Genomic DNA, 20,581 nt, shown 5'->3' on the forward strand with positions numbered 1-20,581 from the left:
TCGTATCGGTAGCCCACGACCGCGCCCGAAAGGAATGGTCAACCAATGTTGAGGATTGAAAAGGAGTCGGACGGAGACACTACGAGCCTGCGGCTCAGTGGCCGAATTCAATCGGCCAATATCGACAACATACGGGCTCAAATGGACGATCACAACGTTCACATGCTCCTGGACTTGGGTGAGGTCACTCTTGTGGACGTTGAGGTTGTACGATTCTTGCGTGACTGCGAGGACGGAGGGATTGCATTGGTTCATTGTCCTCCTTATGTGCGCGAGTGGATTCTTCGCGAGCGAGCCGAAGGGGCACAGCCGCAGGTTTCGGATAACATCTGATTCGTTCGTGTCGTCCGGGCAATTGAACAAGGGAACATCGTCCGCTGGTATGGAACTAAGGCCGATATCGATCCCCGGAAGCGCTCCGAGGGGAAATTGCAGGAAGATGAGCAGTATGCGCGCGATCACCGATCGCTCTTCGTCAGCCCATCGTAGTCCTGGCGCAGGGCCGCATTTTCCGGCCCTCAGGCGAGGCTGCGAACCCTTGGATTTTTGACAAACGGTTGAATCGAAAATCAGGCATTTGGGAATCAATAAGTACGGTCCGAAACGTCAATCCTTCTAGTTGGGGCGGCTCTCGCTTCCATCGAGCGGCTCCTCCCATCACATTCTCTTTTCGTCTGCCCAGACCGATGCACCTCAAAAGGTGAGCCCATCCGTTGCCGGTCCAGGTTTTGATTCCAGCACGTTCTGCTGAGCATTCGTCATTTTGCTGAAGGTGAAGCATGAATCCGATGTTGACACAGTCTCTTTTCAGCACCTTCGCAATTGGCAGGATGCTTGCATCTATAAATTCCGAAAGTGCGGGAGACAGATCGCGAACAAGATGACACGGTGATTGCAATCCCTGAATGCGAAAGGAGAATAGATGAAGAAAGCACCCACCGACTTAGAGCAGCCGACCTTCAGAGTTGAATCCGACAGCATCGGCGAGGTGAGAGTATCGAGCACCACACTCTGGGGGGCACAGACCCAGCGATCGCTCGAGCATTTCAGCATCGGGAAAGATCTGATCCCCCGCGAAATGATCTCAGCCTACGCGATACTGAAGAAGGCAGCCGCCAACGCAAATCACGAAGGCGGCAGGCTTGATAGCGAGCACCACACACTCATTGTTCAGACCTGCGATGAGTTCCTTGCCGGCAAGCATCAGGATATGTTTCCACTGCACGTCTGGATGACAGGCAGCGGCACGCAATTCAACATGAACGTGAATGAAGTGATTTCCAACCGCTGCTGCCAGCTCGCGGGCACTCCGCTTGGCAGTAAGACACCAGTCCATCCTAACGACCACGTCAACATGTCGCAGTCCTCAAACGACTCGTTCCCCACTGCGATGAACATTGCGGCGGCGGTGAATGTGAAAGAGCTGCTTATACCCGCGGTGACTGCACTGCACGATGCAATCGGATCGAAAGCCGAGCAGTGGAAAGACATCGTGAAGATCGGCCGCACACATATGCAGGATGCCACCCCACTCACGCTGGGGCAGGAGTGGTCGGGATATGTCGGAATGTTGAGCGAAGATCTCGAACGCATTGAGGATGCTCTGAACGGTGTGTATCGCCTTGCTCTGGGCGGAACAGCCGTTGGGACCGGAATCAATGCCGCCCCAGACTTCGGCGAGGCGGCTGCTGCCGAAATTGCGAAGCTCACGGGCCTTCCCTTTGCTAGCGCGCCGAACAAATTCACCGTGCAGGGCGCTCACGATGCACTTGTTCAACTCTCGGGCACGCTCCGCACTCTGGCGGTTTCGCTCTACAAAATCGCAAACGACATCCGGTTGTTATCGTGCGGCCCGCGCGCGGGTTTCGCTGAATTGGTGATTCCGTCGAACGAGCCAGGCTCGTCCATCATGCCCGGTAAGGTGAACCCTACCCAGGCCGAAGCACTGACCATGGTTGCGGTGCAGGTGATGGCCAACGATGTAGCGGTTGGATTTGGTGGTGCAGGGGGCTACCTGGAGATGAATGTGTACAAGCCTCTGATCATCTTCAATATCGCTCACTCGGTCACGATTATGACCGACGGGTGCACAAATTTCCGGAAGTTCCTTATCGAAGGAACAGAGCCGAATTTGAAGGTGATCAAGGAGTACGTAGAGCGCTCCCTGATGTTGGTCACTGCGCTCGCGCCCGTAATCGGGTATGACAAGGCCTCTCAGATTGCCCATTACGCGCTCGACCACGAGCTCACTCTGAAGCAGGGCGCACTGAAGCTCGGCTTCGTAACAGAAGAGGAATTTGACCGCGTTGTGGATCCAGCCAAGATGGTCCGCCCGTACGTTGCAAAAAGCTGAAAGAACAACATCGCCAATTCCTACCAGCGTTGAAAGCTTACAGAGCGAAAAAGGAGAAGTATGCCGATGTCTCACAAAAATGGAATCGATTTGCTTCGGGACTCATTCGCGAACAAGTCCACGGCGTTCACGGAAGACGAGAAGGAGCGCTACGGCCTCGTTGGTCTCGTTCCCGACGTGACAGAAACCGAAGATATTCAAGTGCAACGTGTGCTCCTGCAACTCGGCACAAAGAGCACAGATCTGGGACGCTATATCTACCTGATCGATCTTCTTGACCATAACGAGACCTTGTTCTATCGCACGATCATGTCCGATCCTGCGCGTTTTTTGCCCATCATATACGACCCAACGATTGGCGAGGCGTGCTTGAAATTTGGGCACATTTACCGCCAGCCTCGTGGTATGTATCTGTCCATTACCCGCCGCGGCAAAGTGAAAGAAATACTGAAGAACTGGCCCCAGAAGGATGTGCGGTTTATCTGTGTGACTGACGGCGGCCGAATTCTTGGGCTTGGCGATATCGGAGCGAACGGGATGGGAATCCCGATCGGCAAGCTGCAACTTTACACCGGCTGCGCTGGCGTACCGCCCCAGTATTTGTTGCCGATGTATCTCGATGCCGGGACGAACAACGAGCAGTACCTGCACGATCCTCTGTATTTGGGTCTGCGCCAGACACGCCCATCCGCCGAGGCCCTCTATTCCTTCGTCGACGAATTTGTCGAGGCGGTTCAAGAGGTGTTTCCAAAGTGTTGCATTCACTTTGAGGATTGGACCGGAAGCGATGCTGTTCATCTGCTCGAGCGCTATCGGGACAAGTACTGCGTTTACAACGATGACGTGCAGGGCACAGCGGGCATCGTGCTCGCAGGGATGATCAACGCCGCGAAGATCAAGGGAACCAAGCTCAGCGATGAGAAATATCTCTTCCTGGGCGCGAGCTCCGCTGGCATCGGCCTCGCCGGTCTTCTGTGCTCAGCGCTGGTCAAGGAAGGATTGACACTGGAACAAGCTCAGTCACAGGTCTATATGTTCGATGTCAATGGCCTGCTTGAATCGACCCGCACCGATCTATTCGATTTTCAGAAAATCTATGCCCACAAACACAAGCCAACGCGGGATTTTGTGGCGGCGATTGAAAGCATCCGGCCGACGACCATCATTGGCGTCAGCACAGTTGGTGGCACGTTCACCCAGGCGGTCGTCGAGGCAGTCTCGGGGGTTAACGAACGTCCAGTAATCCTTGCACTTTCGAATCCTACGGAGCATGCGGAATGCACGGCCGAGCAGGCATACACCTGGTCGAAGGGCAAGGCCATCTATGCCGCCGGCGTTCAATTTCCGCCAGTTCACTTCAACGGACAAACGTTCCTGCCGGGGCAAGCGAACAACTTTTACATCTTTCCTGCGGTTGGAATGGCCATCTTCGCGACCCAAGCATCTCGAGTCACCGATGAGATGTTCATTGAAGCCGCGCATGCCGTCGCAGATCAGGTGCCACCTGACCTACTGAACCAGGGGCTCCTTTATCCGCTCCAATCGGGGATTCTTGAAATCGAGATTCAGACTGCCGCGCGAGTGGCAATATTGGTGTTTGATTCAGGACTCGCACGCGTGAAGCGTCCCAAAGACATGGTCGCCTTCATTCGCGAGCACGTGTACAAGCCGGAGTATGCCGCGGAACTAGCTATTGAAACGACCCCCGCTTAGGACAGGAAGGCACAATTCCGCGCTTGTAGAACAACGAAACCTCTTCCCATGAAGACTCTAGGGGTGTCGATTTGTGAGAAGCCTCGCCGTTACACGGGATTTGGCCGTCTGCGCCACATCTGGACCCAAGGAGGACTAAATGATGGAATCCACACACAATGAAGGTGTCGTCGCTGGAACTCGCATGTCACGTATGGGCCAGGAAATTGGCTTTGGAACCATGCTGGCAATCTCCTGCCTCATCAGCTATTGGCTCATCACGAGCATCCTTGCGCGCGAGTATTCTGTATCGCGCGACAATGACCTGCTGGGAGGTATGTGGGCAGTGGTCGCGACAATCTTTGTGTTTCGATACAGAACTCTCCAGAGCGATCGCGCGGCCATATCGCGGACGCTGGCGACAGTCCTTAGCTTCGCACTCTGCTTCTTATACTTTCTAATTTTTCCGTTCAATGTCTTCGGGATGGCCGCAGTTATCTGGATCGGCACCGTCATTTTGGGTCTGATTGGCCGTTCTGAGGACATTGTCACAACAGCCATTACGACCGCCGTAGTGTTCGTTGTTGCCGGAATAAGTAGGGGGCCAGCCTGGATACAACCCATTCTCCGACTTGTCGACACCGGCGTTGGCATCCTAGTCGCCTCTCTTGCTGCACGGGTGTGGGTACTTCTCAGACAGAAAGGAGAATAGAAATGATCTTTCCGGTCTCAGCCACAAACGGTTCGGCCACTCAGAAAGGACTAAGAGTTGGTCTCTTCATTCCCTGCTATATCGACATGATCTTTCCAGAGGTCGGAATTGCTACCTTGCAACTTCTGGAGAGATTCGGACTGGATGTGCATTTCCCGCTCGGCCAGACCTGCTGTGGGCAGCCCATGTCCAATAGCGGGGACGAGTCCAACGCCGCTGCCGCGGAGCACCTTTTTGTGGAGAACTTTGCCCCGTTCGATTACGTCGTCGGACCGGCTGGGAGCTGCGTCAAACAGGTTCGATGTCACTTCGATGCCATCGAACAGACAGATGATGTCAGGCACGTTCGGCAAGAGACGTATGAGTTAGTCGAGTTCCTTCACGATATTTTGCAAGTCGACTCCTTCCCATGGGCGGAGTTTCAACACTCCGTCGCTTTGCACAATAGCTGCAGTTCCATCCGTGGCCTCGGAATCGCAAAACCATCGGAGATCATGGGCGCTCCATTCGACAAGTCAGCTGCCCTGTTGTCGAAAGTAAGAGGCCTGGTCCTCGTGCCCGTGGATCGACCGGATGATTGTTGTGGATTCGGCGGCACGTTCTGCGTAACGGACGAGGCCGTCTCCGCAAGGATGGGTCTGGACAAGGTTCACGATCATCTTCGGCACGGGGCCGAATATGTTGTCTCGCCTGATATGTCGTGCCTGATGCACCAGCAAGGGATCGCGCGGCGCGCCGGTCTGGATCTCAAATACGTTCACGTCGCGCAAGTCTTGAACGGTGGCCCATTTTAAGAGGGAGGACTTCCTGCCATGAGTAACACGAAAAAAGCTGATCCGGCAGCGGCAGCTGAGCTATTTATCCTTCGTGATCAAGTGCATGAACCGATGCACGACCGCTTCTTGTGGGCAACAATGCAGCGGCGCGATGCGCAGGCAGCAGCCATCCCGGAATGGGAGGAACTGCGCGAACTTGCCTCGAAGATCAAGGAACATACTCTCACTCACCTCGATCATTATCTCGAAGAGTTCGAGGCTAATGCCACAAAACGTGGCGCGCATATTCACTGGGCGATAGATGCAGCCGAGCACAACACGATCGTCCATTCCATACTCGAGAGCCACGGCGTGAAGGAATTGATCAAGAGCAAGTCGATGCTCCAGGAAGAGTGTCAGATGACACCCTTTCTGCAAAACCGTGGAATCAAGGTCATCGAGTCCGATCTGGGTGAGCGTATCCAGCAACTCGACGGTCAGCCGCCCAGCCACATTGTGTTTCCCTCAATCCACAAAACGCGCCGGGACGTAGCTCAATTGTTCGCACGCAAGATAGGCACGGATCCAAATAATGATGATCCGCATTTCTTGACCGAGGTCATGCGGAACAACGCGCGACCGAGATTTCTGGCAGCGGGCGCCGGCATGACAGGCGGCAATTTCGCGATCGCCGAAACTGGAACCTTCATGGTTTGCACGAATGAAGGGAACGCCGACATCGGGGCTTCAGTGCCACCGCTGCATATTGCCAGCATTGGTATTGAGAAGCTGGTTCCACGAGTGGAAGATATGGGCGTCTTTTTGAGGTTGCTTGCTCGTAGCGCGGAAGGAGAGCCGCTCACCCAATATTCTTCCCATTTCACCGGACCCAGAAAAGGTGGTGAGCTTCACATCGTGTTGGTTGATAACGGACGAAGCCGACGGCTTGGCATGCCCGATTTCTGGCATTCATTGAAGTGCATCCGCTGCGGAGCCTGCATGAACACCTGCCCGGTCTATCGTCGCAGCGGCGGTTTGGCGTATGGTGCGACTTATTCCGGCCCCATCGGAGTGATACTCGATCCTACGTTCGACGAGTTCAAGTATAGTGAGCTTCCGTTCCACTCCACTTTATGTGGATCGTGCACGGACGTCTGCCCCGTGAAGATTGATATAAGCGATCAGATTTTCAAGTGGCGCAGGGTGATGGCGAAAAAGGGATACCTCCCATTGGTAAAGCGTCTAGCATTTGCGGCTGCCGGTCGCGCCTTCGGACATCCGGAAGAATTTCGCCTGATGGAAGAAGCAGGTGGTCCCGCGCTGGGCTATGCGCCGGACTTCCTGCTGTACAACCACTCATTGAATCCATGGGGACGCGATCGGCAGCTCCCTCAACCAGCAAAGAAGACTTTCCGCGAGTGGTATCTCGCAAATCGGAGTGAGCATGGAAACGACTAGCAGTCGCGAAGTGATTTTGAAGGGGATCCGATACAGCAACCTCTTTCTTATTAAGCAAGAGGCAGAGGCTCCGCAGATACCGGTCTTTCAACGCGCTGACACCCCTCTCAAACCGGAGTTTGAAGTACATCTCCAAAAAGCTGGAGGAGTCGCTCACGATGTCTCCAGTGTGGCGGAGGTCGAGACCAAACTAGCGGTCCTTCACCCAGAAGCGATGGTGATTTGCTCCGCGGTACCGGAGATCGCCGGCACACGCAAAGTAACTGAGGTTCACGATCCACACGAGCTCGCCGACGTTGATGTTGGAATCGTCCGCGCGCAATTCGGCGTGGCCGAGAGTGGCGCCGTCTGGCTGACGCAGGAAGACCTCGTCGTCGATGCTCTAGGCTTCCTTTCGCAACACCTCATTGTTCTTCTGGATCCGAATGAGATCGTGTCGGATATGCACGCAGCATACCTTCGCGTGCGACTCGATGAAACAGCATTCGGATGCTTCATGATGGGGCCATCGGCCACAGCAGATGTGGAGGCCACCTTGGTGCATGGCGCCCAGGGCGCTCGCTCATTGAACATATTCTTCCTACCGCCCATGTAAACGGCCAGCTAACGCCAACAATGGGCAGAGTGGGTCGAACATGGAGACACCAGCTACAGACTTGTGCAGCACGCGTTGGCTGCCCCTGACAGCCGTGACCGCGGCGGTCAGGTTTGCCTCGGGCTTGCGATGCGGAACGAATGCATCGGCACGCTCTCGACGTCCGGCTCCTGCCATCACATTCTCTCTCCGTCTTCCCAGACCAACCTCAAAAGGTGAGGCCATCCGTTGCTGGTTCAGGTTTTGATTCCAGCACGTTCTGCTGAGCGTTCGTCATTTTGCTGAGCGTGAAGCATGAATCCGATGTTGACCCTGTCTCTTTACAGCACGTTAGCAATTGGCAAGATACCTGCTTATTTAGTTGCGAAAGCGCAGAAGACAGATCGCGAGAGATAAGGAGCTATTCAAATGGCAATTACATCAGACAGTGTTCGGGAGATCTTCAAGGGACTTGAGGACGGCGACGGCGCTGCGTTCTTCGAGCGGGTAGCTGATGACGTCGACTGGACAGTGATGGGCACCCACCCTCTCGCCGGTCACTACGGCAGCAAGAAGGCTTTTACGGAGGGCACTTTCGCCAAGTTGAGCCAGGTTCTCCCACACGGCGCGCAACTCCATGTGGAGAATCTGATCGTAAAGGACGACGAGGCGGTGGTAGAACTTCATTCTCTAGCGACAGCAAAGAACGGCATGCGCTTCGACAATCGCTACTGCTGGGTAGTTTATTTCCAAGCGGGGTTGATTGTGCGAGTTCGTGCCTACCTCGACTCGGCAATGGTCGCCCAATTGTTCGAGGAGAATCCGATTGCCTGATCGGCTGCGTCGATCTCCCATTCCTGCCGCCTCCAACACCAACCAGACGGAATTACGGTCGACTTGATTGATCGGCGTTGAGATCAGTTGAGAACGCTTGAAGGAACTGGTATGACTCTTCCAAAATTGCAGAAATCGATTCTTTCCCTGAAGAGCTGGTTGTTCACGCCCGCGACCAAATCGGACAGATTTACGCGTGCGGTCAACGTAGGCGCAGGCGCGCTAATCATTGATCTGGAAGACGCCGTCGCGCCATCCGCAAAGAAAGAGGCACGCGCAACAGCGCTTCGCTATCTCGCCGAAGTTCCGGCTGACCACCTTCCTTATGCGCTACGAATCAATTCGCCAGACACAAGGTTCGGGTTCGACGACCTGCAGGCGCTGCTAAGTTCATCGGGAGATCCTGATTATCTGGTCCTGCCGAAATGCGGATCGTCGGCCCTCATTGGCCTGGTACGAAACCTGCTGCAAGAAGCAGGCAAGACAGCGCAGATTATCGCGCTCATCGAGAGCGCCAAGGGAGTGGGGGCTCTCGATGAGATAGCCCGAGGAGACGCCAAGCCAGCAGCCTTGATCTTCGGCGCGGCAGACATGGCTGCGGATCTCGGGGCCAAGACAGCGTGGGAGCCGTTGCTTTGGGTGAGGTCACGCATTGTTCAGGCGGCGGCATCCGCCGGGATCGCGGCTCTGGATTCTCCCTATTTCGATATTGGAAATACCGAGGGCCTCAGGCAGGAGACGGAAGCCTCGGCAAGCCTGGGCTTTCACGGCAAATGTGCAATCCACCCGGCACAAATTGCAATCATCAATGAGGTCTTAACCCCGAGCGAACAACAAGTAGCCGAGGCACGCCAGATTCTTGTCGTGAACCAGAAGGGCGTAGGTTCTGTGGATCACCAGATGGTGGATGAAGCCGTTGCGCGCAAGGCGAGACTCGTCCTTGAACGAGCTGGAATCGCTGTTGAGAAATAAGTCTTGCCATCTGGAGCGGAAATTAACGAAAGAAACGCAACGAGAAGGAGAGGACATGGAGAAGACACTATCGGCATACCGGGAGCTAGGCCCGAAGCACTATCGCGAGACATCTGGCCTTTACTACGAGGATTTCGAAGTTGGGGACGTATTCGAGCACCGTCCGGGAAGGACGATCACAGATGTAGACAACATCTGGATGACGTTGCTGACCCTGAATGTGCAACCTGTCCATTTCGATGCCGCCTACGCCTCGCAGACAGAGTGGAAGAAGATGCTGGTGGACAGCACGTTCACCCTCGCACTCGTCACTGGCATGAGCGTCCGAACCATCAGTGCCAAGGTCGTTGCCAATCTGGGATGGGACAAAGTCAAGGCGACGCACCCGGTTTTCGCCGGTGACACGCTGTATGCGGAATCGACGGTTTTATTCAAGCGCGAATCAAAGAGTCGCCCCACGCAAGGGATCGTGACGGTTTCCACACGCGGGCTGAATCAGGATGGCAAGGAAGTGATGAGCTTCGAGCGCACGATGCTGATCTACAAGCAGGGTCACCAACCGGACTCCGCGAACTACTAGATCTCGCACAAGCCCGAGCTACGCACGAATCGTCAAAACGGGTCGGATCCGAGGAGAAATCACAATGGAACCCAAATCGCTTTATCGATCGAAGCTCACCACGCCCGCAGACGCGGTCGGGCGGATTGCCTCGGGAGCCACCCTGTCGATGGGCATGGCCATGACCGAGCCGCCGGCGTTACTCAACGCACTGGCGGACCGTGCCGCCGCGGGCGAAGTCGATGATCTGAAGATCTACTACTTTGAGTCCACGCGTATCGCTGGCGAGTCGATTCTGCGCTATGAGCTTACAGGCCGCATTCATCCCTATTGCATGTTCGTCACGGGAGTCGAGCGTGCCCTGATCAAAAAAGGGATACAGGACGGGGGGCGCAAGGTGCTCACCTACGTTCCAAGCAACTTCCATCAATCCACCCGGCTCCTGACGGAACATATCTGCATCGACACCTTTCTCGTGACCGTGTCGCCCATGGATCGCCATGGGTACTTTACCTTCGGCACGGGGAATGACTACTCCAGCAAGGTAGCTCGCGCGGCCAAGCACCTGATCGTGGAGGTGAACGATCAGATGCCGCGGGTCTATGGTTCGCTGGCGCAACTACATATCTCAGAAGTCGATGTCATCGTCGAGAACAACGCACCGTTATTGGAGTTACCAGTTCCTGAGTCGGCACCGGAGGACGCCACGATTGGCGGGATCATCGCCGAGATGGTGCCGGATGGTGCATGCCTGCAGATGGGCGTCGGTGCGCTACCAAACCTGGTCTGCACGCAACTCGCTAGCCGGAAAGATCTGGGCATCCACACGGAGGCGCTCTGCCCCGGGATGATCGACCTGATTGAAGCGGGTGTGGTGACCAACCGGCGCAAGCGGCTAAATACGGGAAAGACCGTCTTCACCTTCGCCATAGGGCAAAAGGCTATGTATGACTTCCTGGACGACAACCCATCCGTCGAGAGCCACCCAGTGGATTATGTCAACGACCCGCACATCATCGCCCAAAACGATAACGTCGTCTCGGTCAATGCCGCCTTGCAAGTCGACCTGACCGGAGCTGTCAACGCTGAACACATGCTCGGTCACCAGTACAGCGCAACGGGAGGCCAACTCGACTTTGTGCGTGGCGCTTACGCTTCCTTCGGAGGCAAGTCGATCATTGCCTGCCATTCGACTGCGGCGAAAGGCAAGGTGTCGCGAATCGTGGCTCGGCTGGACGGCCCGGTGACCACTCCGCGCACCGACACGCAGTTTGTCGTCACAGAATTCGGTTGGACGGACCTCAAAGGTAAGTCATCGACGGAGCGCGCCAAAGCATTGATCAGCCTGGCCCACCCCGAGTTCCAAGGTGAGCTCACGGCGGCGGCCAAGGGAATGCACCTGATTTGAGAAGTTCAGGACAACAGGGCAAACAACCATGCTAGATACGATTTTGAGCGCACTCCTTCCGATGGTCGTCACCTTTTTACTCGGTTTCGTGTCGGCCTGGCGACACGATTTTGGGTCAAAGGATGCCTCGACCCTGAATCGGATGGTGCTTCAATACGCAGTACCGCTGGCGCTTTTTGCCGGAACGGTTATGACGTCGCGCAAGGCACTCAGTCAGGACGTGCCGCTAATTATTACCCTGTGCGTCGGCATCATTGGCTTCTACTGTGTGGTGTTTCTGTTTTCCCGACTAGTTCTTCATATGCAAGTGAGTAGTAGCGCGCTGGCCGCGCTGACGGCTTCCGCACCAGCAGTGCCTTTCGTTGGCCCAGCCGTACTCGGCGATCTATTCGGAGGGCTCAGCGCCATTCCGATCGCAATAGCCAGCCTGGTCATCAATCTCACGGTCGTGCCAATCACGATTCTGCTTCTCGCATTGGATTCGACAGGGAGAGACTCAGAGAACAAAAGTTCTGTTCTGCAGGCAGGAAGGGATTCAGCATCGGCTCCTAAATCATACGTCTCGGTGTTCACCGGCAAACTCGTGGAAACCGTCAAAGAACCGATCGTTTGGGCACCGGTCCTCGCTTTCGTTATTGTGTTGAGCGGCCTCCGCATTCCTCAACTCATCGTCCACTCGCTTGCCCTGCTCGGCCACGCATCCGGAGGCGTCGCGCTCTTTGCCTGCGGGATCGTACTTGCATCCGGAAAGATCAAAGTCAACCGATATGTCTTGTTCTTCGTATTCCTGAAAAACATCATTCAGCCCGCCCTGGTTATGGGTGGTTTGCGATGGATGGGCTATGGCAATCCTGTAGTCAGTGAGGCTGTACTGACGACGGCCATTCCAGCCATGCCTATTGTGCTCATGCTTGCTTTGCAGTACCGCGTCGCACAGGAGGAGGCAGCATCCTCCGTGTTCCTCAGCGTAATGGGCTCGATCGTCACGATGGGAGTTTTCATCGCCCTAACGCACTAAGCAAATGACTCACCTACCAGAAAAGGAGAATCCAAATCATGACTCAAGTTGAAGCTCTCGCAAAGTATGCCGCCCGCGCTTCCTTCGACGACCTTTCGGCCGAATCACGCAGGCAGATACCAATCCACATCCTGGATTCTCTAGGCTGCTCCATCGCCGCACTGGGCGCGGGCCCGGTCGAGGCTTGTCGCGAGCAGGTCGCAGAGTTTGGTGGCAGCGGGCCAGTTGCGCTGATCGGAGGCGGAAAGGCAAACCCGATCTACGCAGCGTTCTGGCACACCGCGCTGGTGCGCTACGTCGATTTTATGGACAACTTCCTGGCTCAAACCGAAACCTGCCATACCGCGGACAATTTCGGCGTGGCGCTCACCATCTCCGACTACGTTGGCGGCAGTGGACGCGATTTGATGCTCGCAGTGGCATTAGGCTACACGGTGCAGTCACGTTTTGTTGATCACGCCAGCTTCATGAGCAGCGGCTTCGACCACACCGCGCAACTGGCCTTCTCGCACAACGCCGCCGCTGGCCGGCTACTCGGTCTGAGCGAGCAGCAGATTGGACATGCCATCGCGATGGCCGCGGTCAGCGATGCTTCTTTCGCCGTTGTTCGTGCAAAGCCGCTGTCGCAGTGGAAGGGCCTTGCATCGTCCCAGTCGGCGCTCGGCGCCATGAACACGCTGTTCCTGGCCCGTCGAGGAGTGCAAGGGCCGCTGCAAGTCATTGAGGGCCCCTTGGGCATTGATCACCTCCTGAGGATGAAGATCAACGTCGATTGGGGCAAACAGGGGTACGAGGGCGTCGTGGAGAGCACCATCAAGAAGTACAACGCGATGATCCACACCCAGTCCGCGGTCCATTGCATGGTCGAACTTGTGAAGCAGAACAAAATCGATCCCGACACGATTGTCTCGATTGAGGCAGAGGTGCGCCACGTCCACGGCTCGATCGGCCCCCGCCACCAATCGACGTGCCTCCTCAAGAAATTTCTCCCCGGCAGGAGTGAGGCTCACTCGGGATTGCGCGCGATTGAACAGTGTCACGCCAATCTCCTGCTCGAGATCCCGGATCTGTGCGCTGATCGATGACTGAGAAGTATGCAGCGCTCGTGCCGCGCGATTGAATCCATTCCAGTCTGCGACCGCACAGAAATAGCGAAGATGCCGCAATTCCATAGACTTACCCCTATCTCTATTATAGAACGCTCCGTTCGAAACAAAGCGTCGCTACCTATCGCTCAAAACCTAATCTATTTGATTGTCGGTTCCGCGCAAGAACAAATACCGGACTGCCACGGCTACGACGATGAACCTTCTTCCTTTGGAGGGAACGACTGATCATGAGAATCATAAAATTGCGCTCACGCGGCCTTATATCTTCATCATGCTCCGCACTGCTGATTCTTGTCCCCAGCTTTCCAAACATCGACATTCCTCGTGGTGTCGATGGCATTCGGCGGAAGAGATACTGCGCATCTTCAAAACCGTTATGCGGGCGGCGTCCTGCGGGTCAAAGCTCTAGGAAAAGACTGGAGCACAGCGAAACTTTCAAAACTCTAGAGCAAGATCTCATCTCTCACGCAACAACAAAAATCGAAAGGAAAGAAAATGACCACAGCATTCATTGGTTTGGATTACATACACGATATCGTGCACCCAGATGGCAAGATCTCACACACTTCAGAGCATGCACTTAGCCGCGGCGTAATCGAGAAGGCGAATCGCGCCCTCGCGGTTGCTCGTGGCAAGAGCTGGTTGACGATTCTTGTTAAGGTCGGTTTTGCGAAGGGTTATGTCGATCATCCGAAGCACTCTCCGTTCTTCGGGCGGCTGCATGAGATCAAGGCGCTTGAGATGGGATCGCCGGGATTGGACTTTCATCCCGACATCCGCGACAAACTTGCGGACCTGGTGATTGTGAAACCGCGCATCAGCGCTTTTTATGGCACATCGCTGGATGCCGCGCTGCGCGCGCGTAAAGTGGACCGAGTAGTCGTGGCGGGTGTGAGCACAGCGTGGGCGGTTCAGAGCACGGTGCGTGATGCGCATGATCGCGACTACGAGGTGTACGTGCTTGAGGACGCTTGTGCGGCGGCGACTGAGGCGCAGCATGACTCCTCAATGGAGTTGCTGGGCGCGATTGCTAAGGTGATCCGAGTGAATGATCTGGAAGCCCTCTCGTGAGTCCGAAACTACGCTACGGGTTCGAGGTAGATCGCGTAGCGGCCGCGCGTTCCGTGATGGTGCTCGCTCCCATTGTTTTGCTGGCTTTGATTTCCGGCAAGAGCATCTGGTTAAGCACTACGATTGTGACCATCTCTAGCTTTATCGCCATGGAACGATCGGGACTGGCGCCGCTTGGCGTGGTTCTGCATGGCCTGGCAATTTCTGTCGGCTACATCGCCCTTCTGGCGTCGCAGGCCACGCCTTCGTTGTTTGTGGCCTGCTGCGCCTTGCTCGCGGTGGCTCCGATTCGATTGCCAGGACAGGATGAGAGGTTGCGATCGGCGGGGAGCTTCACGTTTATTCCGTCACTTTACCTAGCCTGCGAAACAGAAGAGTGGAGTATGCGGGGAACTCCGCTGCATCGCGGGGTGCACTTTCTTCCGATGATGCTAGTGGCTCTAGTGCCGGTTCTTGTGCTATCGGCAATGGAGCATTTGAAGGATCGCGTTGCCGATACGAGCTATCGACAGCATTTCGGGAGAATGCTTCGGTGGGAGATGGAAAATGGGGCGCAGCGGTATGCCGAGGCTCTGATTACGGTGATTCTTGCCGTAGCAGTCGCAGCCGCTACAGTTGTGTGGCGGCATCTGGATCATGGGCAATGGGTAATATGGTCGGCTGCCAGTGTCATCACGGGGGACCTTGCCAGCGGGCGCAAAAAGATGTGGGACCGACTAGCGGGCGCCACGATTGGTGTTCCAGCAGGAATTGGCGCAGGGCTTTTGCTACCTCACGGCCACTTTGCGTATGGATTGGTGTCCCTCGCCGGAATACTGACGCTGGTCGCGCTGCGCCCGTATGTATTCGCTTTCGGGACGCGTTGTGCGTGCGTTTCGCTGGCATTGGTGCTAACGGGAGAAACTGCTCTCACCGCCGCAGAGCGAGCTTCACATGTGTTTCTCGGGGGCCTGATCGGGATCGCTCTGACCATCGGAGTACGAATTGTAGAACGTGCCGCCATTCGGAGGAAGGTTATGTCGACGAGATTATGCGCAGTTTGTAAGACACTTATGACAAAACTGCGATTGTGGATTCGCAGCAATGGCGGACGATGCAGCAATTGCAATCGAAAGTGTCTATTTGAACGGAACATCGGGAACTATCACAACCCTCGCGTGGACCGGCCAGCGCTCGAAGTCATTGGCGAGTTCACGACCTGTGCGGCGAAGTTGTATTGGATCGCTCTTGTCCTCACTGGTGATGAGAAGACGGCGGCGAGAACCTGCGACGAAAGCCCCGGTCAAGCAGGCTGCGAAAAAAGCGCCCGCGAAGAAGGCTGCAAAGAAAGCACTTGCAACGAAGACCATCAAGAAACCCTTGACCAGGACGGCGAGTAAAAAGTCAACCGTGAAGAAGGCTGCAAAGAAAGTCGCAGCCAAGAAGACGCCGGTTAAGAAAGCCGTAAAGCAGACTGTGAAGAAGGCTGCCCGGCAGCAAAATAACTGTGAGGAAATATGGCGCATGACAAGTCAAAGAAGAAGGCCGCGAAGATGATTGAAAAAGCGGTCAGAAAAGCTGTTAAAGAGAGGCCTAACCAAGAATGCAGTAGAGGATGCGGTAGGAATTGGTTTGTCGAAGGGCTCTGGCAAGAAAAAGGCAGTCGGCAAAGCAATCTTAGCCGAGGACGCGCACGCTGCAAAAAGAGCCTGATACAGAAACCGCACCTTCATTGTGGGTTTGATGACTCAAGGAGTTCCTTACGCAATGCCGGCTCTCGAGCTCGGGGAGCGGGGCCTCGCAGCGTCCTTAGACCACAGATAGGGTAAATTCCTGGTCTGTGTGCCTCAGCATTGTCTTTGCGGAGGGTTCGCGTTATTTGAGGAACCGCCTGCCGAAGGCGAACGTACCGGATGGCATCACGAGGTATGCGATGAACGCAGACACAGCACAGCAGTACGCGCGGTGGATTGGCGCGCTGTATCTCATCTCGATCGTGGCAGGGGGCTGGGGCGAGTCCCACGTGCCTAATACGCTGCTTATCGCCAACGACTTGGCCGGAACTGCGCAAAGGGTAGCCAGTTCGGTGGGACTTTTTCGGTCTAGCTTTGCTGCTTACCTCATCGAAGCTGCCTGCGACATTACGCTCAACGTACTGCTGTATGCGCTGCTTCGGCCCGTGAGCCGCACCCTGTCGCTGCTGGCGGCGTGTTTCGGGCTGATGGGGACAGCGGTTTTTGCCGCTGGGGAAATGCTTTATTTTGCCGCCGCGCTACCGGCTGTGGATGCCGACGTTGCCCGACTGATTTCGCCGGAGGCAAAGACGGCGCTCACCTATCTCTGCCTCACAATTTACGGACATGGCTTCGGCATTTTCGCCATGTTCTATGGCGCTGCGGCGGTGGTGCGCGGGTGCTTGATTCTGCGTTCCGGCTACTTGCCGCGCGCTCTTGGCGCGATCCTCATCTTTGGGGGCGCCAGCTTCATCGCCAAGAACTTTCTAGTTGTCCTCGCGCAGCAGTGCGACCTGCCTTACGTGATTTTCCCCATGTTCCTGGCGATGACCTCGCTGACTCTCTGGCTGCTTATCAAAGGCATCGCTCGCACGCGATGGGATGAGATGCAGACGCGGCTGCCGACTGCTTAAGATAACCGACCGTACGGATCGAATCAATGACCTAGACTTTTGATCTCCGCTCAGCTGATTGCTATCGCTGCCGAAGCGTTTCACTGCTGTCGAGAAGATGCCAGCTCGTTCTAGCGAACGACTTATCGGTACTGATCGAGTGTGGGGGAGCGCATTGACGATTTCGCAACAACTGATAACGGGCGATGACTTACGAGCTGTTCCGGAAACGAGGTTGCGCCCTTGAACTCAACACAAAGGCGTTTCTCGTCACGCAAGCACCGAAGGCAGTAAAGGGGGAAGGTGCAGGGAACGGAGAACGAGACTGTTACGAAAATCATCGATCTGCGCTGACGCGAACCTCCCGGTGATGCAACCTGCGCCATAGAAAGATGGGCAGGTTTCTCAGAATCGGTCGGAATCCAAGGAACCGACATCAGGGTTATCTGGAGATGATTTTGGATCTTCTGCAAAATGAACAGTCGACGCCGATGACCGGGGTTCTGCTGCTGATGCAGCTTTCGCAAAGTAGTATTGCTCATGGGCAAAGCTCCTGACCTAAACGACGTCACTGCATTTGTCGCCGCAGCCAAGGCTGGAACTCTGAGTGGGGCGGCAAGAGATATGGGACTCCCCACCTCGACGGTGAGCAGGGCTCTTACACGTCTAGAAGAACAGGTTGGCGTACTCCTGATTCGACGAAATCAGCGAGGATTGGTGCTTACGGATGCGGGGAAGGAATATCTGACTTCGTGTAGGCGTGCTTTGCGGTCGTTGCGGGATGGCAGTGAACTCATTGAGCGGCAACGCGTCAATCCAAGCGGATTGCTGCGGGTAGCCGCTCCCGTTTGTTTTGCGAAGAACACCCTGGCGCCGCTGCTAGCGGGCTTTCTTAAAACTTTTCCCGAAATGAGGGTGGAACTCGATCTTTATTCTTCCGGATGGGATCAAGAGGGTGAAGACGAGGTTGACGTCTACTTCAAGGTACGAACACCCAAAGATTCCGCTCGAAGATGCCACCTGTACCCCAAGCTCTTGCAAGGCCTCTTCGCCAGTCAGGATTATCTGAGTGTTCACGGCAGCCCGCGCTACCCTACAGATCTGAGCAAACATCGGTGCATCGGTCTGTTGGCCGAGACGAACTTCAACTTATGGAAACTGATGAAGGGCACCAAGACGGCCTCACCGGAACTCCATTTTGTCTTGACTGCCAGCGACCCGGAGATCCATTGTCAGCTTGCTCTCGGTGGTGTTGGTATCGCCGTGCTGCCGCTCTGGCTCGCGAAGCAACCGCACGCTGAAAAGCACCTGGTACCTGTGTTGCCTTCGTGGCGACCGATCCCTATTGCTCTTTGTGCGCTGTATTCTGGCGCCTCGCGGTTGACTCCGAAGATTGAGGTTTTCATGGACTATCTGGAGCCGTTTATCGGGACGGAGCGGGACCCGTGTCTTCGTGGAGCTCCGGCTAAGGCCTGCTTTATCAAGCCATAGCTAGTACCCAGATATGCGCTGATTTCTCCATGTTGCATGCAGGCAAACTTGTTTTGCATTTGTAGCTCGTCGTTCCGACCACGGTTACGCATCTTAAGTACTAGCTCCCGACCGCGTGGGTCAGCCGGGCACAGGAGAAATTCTATGAAGGTTTTAGCGATAGGTGGCGCCGGGCACGTCGGTTCCGAGGTTGTGAAGGAACTCTTAAAGCGCAAGGCAGAAGTCGATGTCGTGGTTCGCAAAGAGGGCACGAAGGTATCAGAAGGCGCTAACGCCGTCATTGGCGATCTCCTCGATCCGGTTTTCTTGGAGAAAGTCCTGAATGGGATAGACAAGCTGTATCTGCTCAACGCCGTCACCCCCGATGAACTAACGCAGGCTCTGATCGCCTACGCCCTCGCTAAGAGATTGAAAGTTAAGCACATCGTTTATCACTCAGTTTTCCGGGTCGATCACTTCAAAGATGTGCCGCACTTCGCCTCGAAGTTCGCGATGGAAAGTGCTCTACACACGTTTGACCTTCCGTTCACGATTATCCGTCCAAACTACTTCAGCCAAAATGATCTTGGACTCAAAGACCCGTTGACGAAGGCGGGGATTTACCCAATGCCTCTAGGTCCGGTCGGTGTTTCCACTGTGGACGTTCGGGACATTGCCGAGGCAACCGCAATTGCCCTGACTACAGCAGGACACGAGGGTAAGACCTACAACCTGAACGGCCCCGATATCGTGAGCGGCCTGGGCGCAGCCGCGATCTGGTCTGAAGTTCTCGGCAAGGAGATCAAGTATGCCGGTCATGACATGGACGAATTTGAAAAGCAGATGCGCGATAAATCTCCCGCCTGGTCCGCCTTCGATATTCGTATGATGTTCCAGGGTTACATTGAGCGTGGCTTCGTTGCAGGAGAGGACGACATAGAGACGCTGACAACGCTGCTCGGCCATGCACCTCGACGATACATAGACTTTGCCCGCGAGACGGCTGTCGCATGGCAAAGCAAACCCGTAGCGCCCGGCTTTTCTACGGCGGCGTAGTGCTCATTTGAGGTTGATCCGTGAAAGACAATTTCTTACCTGCAAACATCGCCGGCTTCGCGAGCGAGACCGCACTCGTGAACGGGGTTCGTATTCACTACTGGGTCGGAGGAGATCCGAACGGACCCCCTGTGCTGTTGTGGCATGGATTCCTGGGAACCAGCTACGTCTGGAATAAAGTAATGCCCATTCTAGCGGCGGCGGGTTACGCGGTCCTGGCTCCCGATATGAGGGGCTACGGTGACTCTGACAAACCAGCAGGCACCGAAGGATATGATGGCAGGGCGCTTGCGGCTGAGTTCCGTGCTCTGGTGCATCTACTGGGATTCGGAGCAGGTCAGCCACTTCTCATCGCTGCACACGATATGGGCGCACCTCCAGCTCTTCTTTGGGCTGCCGACTTTCCGGGGGAAGTGCGTGGACTGTTCTACATGGAAGTGCCTGTCATGCTGTCTCAGATTCTCTCGGAAATCATCTGCTACACGCCAACAGCAATGGGGAAGGGTTCGATGTGGTGGTGGATCTTGCCCCTCGCGCCCGATGTGCCGGAGCGGCTGGTCGTCGGTCATGAACGCGCTTTCCTTAAGTGGTTTTTCGAAATTGCCAGTCCTTGCTTCATTCCGCCGGAATCGGTGGACGAATACCTGCGGTCGTTCTCGGGACGCGAGGGCGTGCTTGGAACGATGGGCGTCTATCGCGCGGCCTTCAAGACGATCGAGCAGACGGAGCCGTTGCGAAAGAGCAAGGTGACAGTGCCCGTCATCGCGCTGGGCGGTGCCAAGGCTCAGGGAGACAAGGTCAGAGAGATGGTCTCGATGGTAGCTGTGAATGTGACAGGTCATGTGATCCCGGATTGCGGCCATTTCCTCCCCGAGGAGTGTCCTGAAGAGATCGCCCGGCAGATTCAAACCTTTGCGAAGTGATTGAGGTATAGC

The 20,581-nt window shown here is 55.5% G+C and carries 19 protein-coding genes and 1 pseudogene; 19 read left to right on the forward strand and 1 reads right to left on the reverse strand.

Going from position 1 to position 20,581, the window contains the following annotated elements; translation table 11 throughout:
- The first annotated feature begins 45 nt into the window (after nucleotides 1–45).
- From HDF14_RS05075 to HDF14_RS05135, 13 genes are all read left to right on the forward strand, one after another.
- Nucleotides 46–333, forward strand: a complete 288-nt coding sequence (locus HDF14_RS05075; protein ID WP_183974169.1) for a hypothetical protein — start codon at nucleotides 46–48, stop codon at nucleotides 331–333.
- A 589-nt stretch (nucleotides 334–922) separates the two neighbouring features.
- A complete protein-coding gene (gene fumC / locus HDF14_RS05080) occupies nucleotides 923–2,353 on the forward strand; it encodes a class II fumarate hydratase (RefSeq protein ID WP_183974171.1) in 1,431 nt (476 codons plus the stop codon).
- Between the two features lie 60 nt (nucleotides 2,354–2,413).
- Nucleotides 2,414–4,066 carry an NAD-dependent malic enzyme gene (locus HDF14_RS05085; protein ID WP_183974173.1) on the forward strand — a complete coding sequence of 551 codons (1,653 nt, stop codon included), beginning with the start codon at nucleotides 2,414–2,416 and terminating at the stop codon, nucleotides 4,064–4,066.
- 139 nt (nucleotides 4,067–4,205) lie between these two features.
- On the forward strand, nucleotides 4,206–4,757 hold the full coding sequence (locus HDF14_RS05090; RefSeq protein ID WP_183974175.1) for an FUSC family protein: 552 nt from the start codon (nucleotides 4,206–4,208) through the stop codon (nucleotides 4,755–4,757).
- 2 nt (nucleotides 4,758–4,759) lie between these two features.
- Nucleotides 4,760–5,551 (forward strand): (Fe-S)-binding protein, encoded by a 792-nt coding sequence (locus HDF14_RS05095; protein WP_183974178.1) that lies wholly within the window; start codon nucleotides 4,760–4,762, stop codon nucleotides 5,549–5,551.
- A gap of 18 nt (nucleotides 5,552–5,569) precedes the next feature.
- On the forward strand, nucleotides 5,570–6,970 hold the full coding sequence (locus HDF14_RS05100; RefSeq protein WP_183974180.1) for a lactate utilization protein B: 1,401 nt from the start codon (nucleotides 5,570–5,572) through the stop codon (nucleotides 6,968–6,970).
- The gene (locus HDF14_RS05105; protein WP_183974182.1) at nucleotides 6,957–7,565 is read left to right on the forward strand and encodes a LutC/YkgG family protein; all 609 of its coding nucleotides are present in this window, start codon (nucleotides 6,957–6,959) and stop codon (nucleotides 7,563–7,565) included. The genes HDF14_RS05100 and HDF14_RS05105 overlap by 14 nt, the downstream gene beginning before the upstream one ends.
- Nucleotides 7,566–7,973: 408 nt before the next feature.
- Entirely contained in the window at nucleotides 7,974–8,378 is a 405-nt protein-coding gene (locus HDF14_RS05110) for a nuclear transport factor 2 family protein (protein ID WP_183974184.1), read from the forward strand.
- A gap of 111 nt (nucleotides 8,379–8,489) precedes the next feature.
- Nucleotides 8,490–9,350: an itaconate degradation C-C-lyase RipC gene (ripC, locus tag HDF14_RS05115; RefSeq protein ID WP_183974186.1), complete on the forward strand. Its 861-nt coding sequence runs from the start codon at nucleotides 8,490–8,492 to the stop codon at nucleotides 9,348–9,350.
- A gap of 55 nt (nucleotides 9,351–9,405) precedes the next feature.
- A complete protein-coding gene (ripB, locus tag HDF14_RS05120; protein ID WP_183974188.1) occupies nucleotides 9,406–9,930 on the forward strand; it encodes a (R)-specific enoyl-CoA hydratase RipB/Ich in 525 nt (174 codons plus the stop codon).
- Nucleotides 9,931–9,994: 64 nt separating this feature from the next.
- Complete coding sequence (locus HDF14_RS05125; protein WP_183974189.1) at nucleotides 9,995–11,317, forward strand: acetyl-CoA hydrolase/transferase family protein; 1,323 nt, start codon at nucleotides 9,995–9,997, stop codon at nucleotides 11,315–11,317.
- Nucleotides 11,318–11,345: 28 nt separating this feature from the next.
- Entirely contained in the window at nucleotides 11,346–12,335 is a 990-nt protein-coding gene (locus HDF14_RS05130) for an AEC family transporter (RefSeq protein ID WP_183974190.1), read from the forward strand.
- A gap of 38 nt (nucleotides 12,336–12,373) precedes the next feature.
- Entirely contained in the window at nucleotides 12,374–13,420 is a 1,047-nt protein-coding gene (locus HDF14_RS05135; RefSeq protein ID WP_260698035.1) for an MmgE/PrpD family protein, read from the forward strand.
- Here HDF14_RS05135 and HDF14_RS26365 read toward each other — a convergent pair.
- A pseudogene (locus HDF14_RS26365) lies at nucleotides 13,382–13,507 on the reverse strand (LysR family transcriptional regulator); the annotation flags it as partial. The gene HDF14_RS05135 and the pseudogene HDF14_RS26365 sit on opposite strands and share 39 nt — an antisense overlap.
- A 432-nt stretch (nucleotides 13,508–13,939) precedes the next feature.
- Between HDF14_RS26365 and HDF14_RS05145 the strand changes: the two are divergent.
- The 6 genes from HDF14_RS05145 to HDF14_RS05170 all read left to right on the forward strand — a co-directional run bounded on the left by HDF14_RS05145 (nucleotide 13,940) and on the right by HDF14_RS05170 (nucleotide 20,569).
- On the forward strand, nucleotides 13,940–14,515 hold the full coding sequence (locus HDF14_RS05145; protein WP_183974191.1) for a cysteine hydrolase family protein: 576 nt from the start codon (nucleotides 13,940–13,942) through the stop codon (nucleotides 14,513–14,515).
- A complete protein-coding gene (locus HDF14_RS27145) occupies nucleotides 14,512–15,894 on the forward strand; it encodes an FUSC family protein (RefSeq protein ID WP_183974192.1) in 1,383 nt (460 codons plus the stop codon). The genes HDF14_RS05145 and HDF14_RS27145 overlap by 4 nt, the downstream gene beginning before the upstream one ends.
- A 533-nt stretch (nucleotides 15,895–16,427) precedes the next feature.
- Nucleotides 16,428–17,141, forward strand: a complete 714-nt coding sequence (locus HDF14_RS05155) for a DUF4386 domain-containing protein (RefSeq protein WP_183974193.1) — start codon at nucleotides 16,428–16,430, stop codon at nucleotides 17,139–17,141.
- 519 nt (nucleotides 17,142–17,660) lie between these two features.
- Nucleotides 17,661–18,611, forward strand: coding sequence for a LysR family transcriptional regulator (locus HDF14_RS05160; protein WP_183974194.1), 951 nt, complete (start codon nucleotides 17,661–17,663; stop codon nucleotides 18,609–18,611).
- A 144-nt stretch (nucleotides 18,612–18,755) separates the two neighbouring features.
- The gene (locus HDF14_RS05165) at nucleotides 18,756–19,646 is read left to right on the forward strand and encodes an NmrA family NAD(P)-binding protein (RefSeq protein ID WP_183974195.1); all 891 of its coding nucleotides are present in this window, start codon (nucleotides 18,756–18,758) and stop codon (nucleotides 19,644–19,646) included.
- 20 nt (nucleotides 19,647–19,666) lie between these two features.
- On the forward strand, nucleotides 19,667–20,569 hold the full coding sequence (locus tag HDF14_RS05170) for an alpha/beta fold hydrolase (protein ID WP_183974197.1): 903 nt from the start codon (nucleotides 19,667–19,669) through the stop codon (nucleotides 20,567–20,569).
- The last annotated feature ends 12 nt before the right edge of the window (nucleotides 20,570–20,581 follow it).

The sequence above is a fragment of the Tunturiibacter gelidiferens genome, from assembly GCF_014201335.1.
Classification (GTDB): domain Bacteria; phylum Acidobacteriota; class Terriglobia; order Terriglobales; family Acidobacteriaceae; genus Edaphobacter; species Edaphobacter lichenicola_E.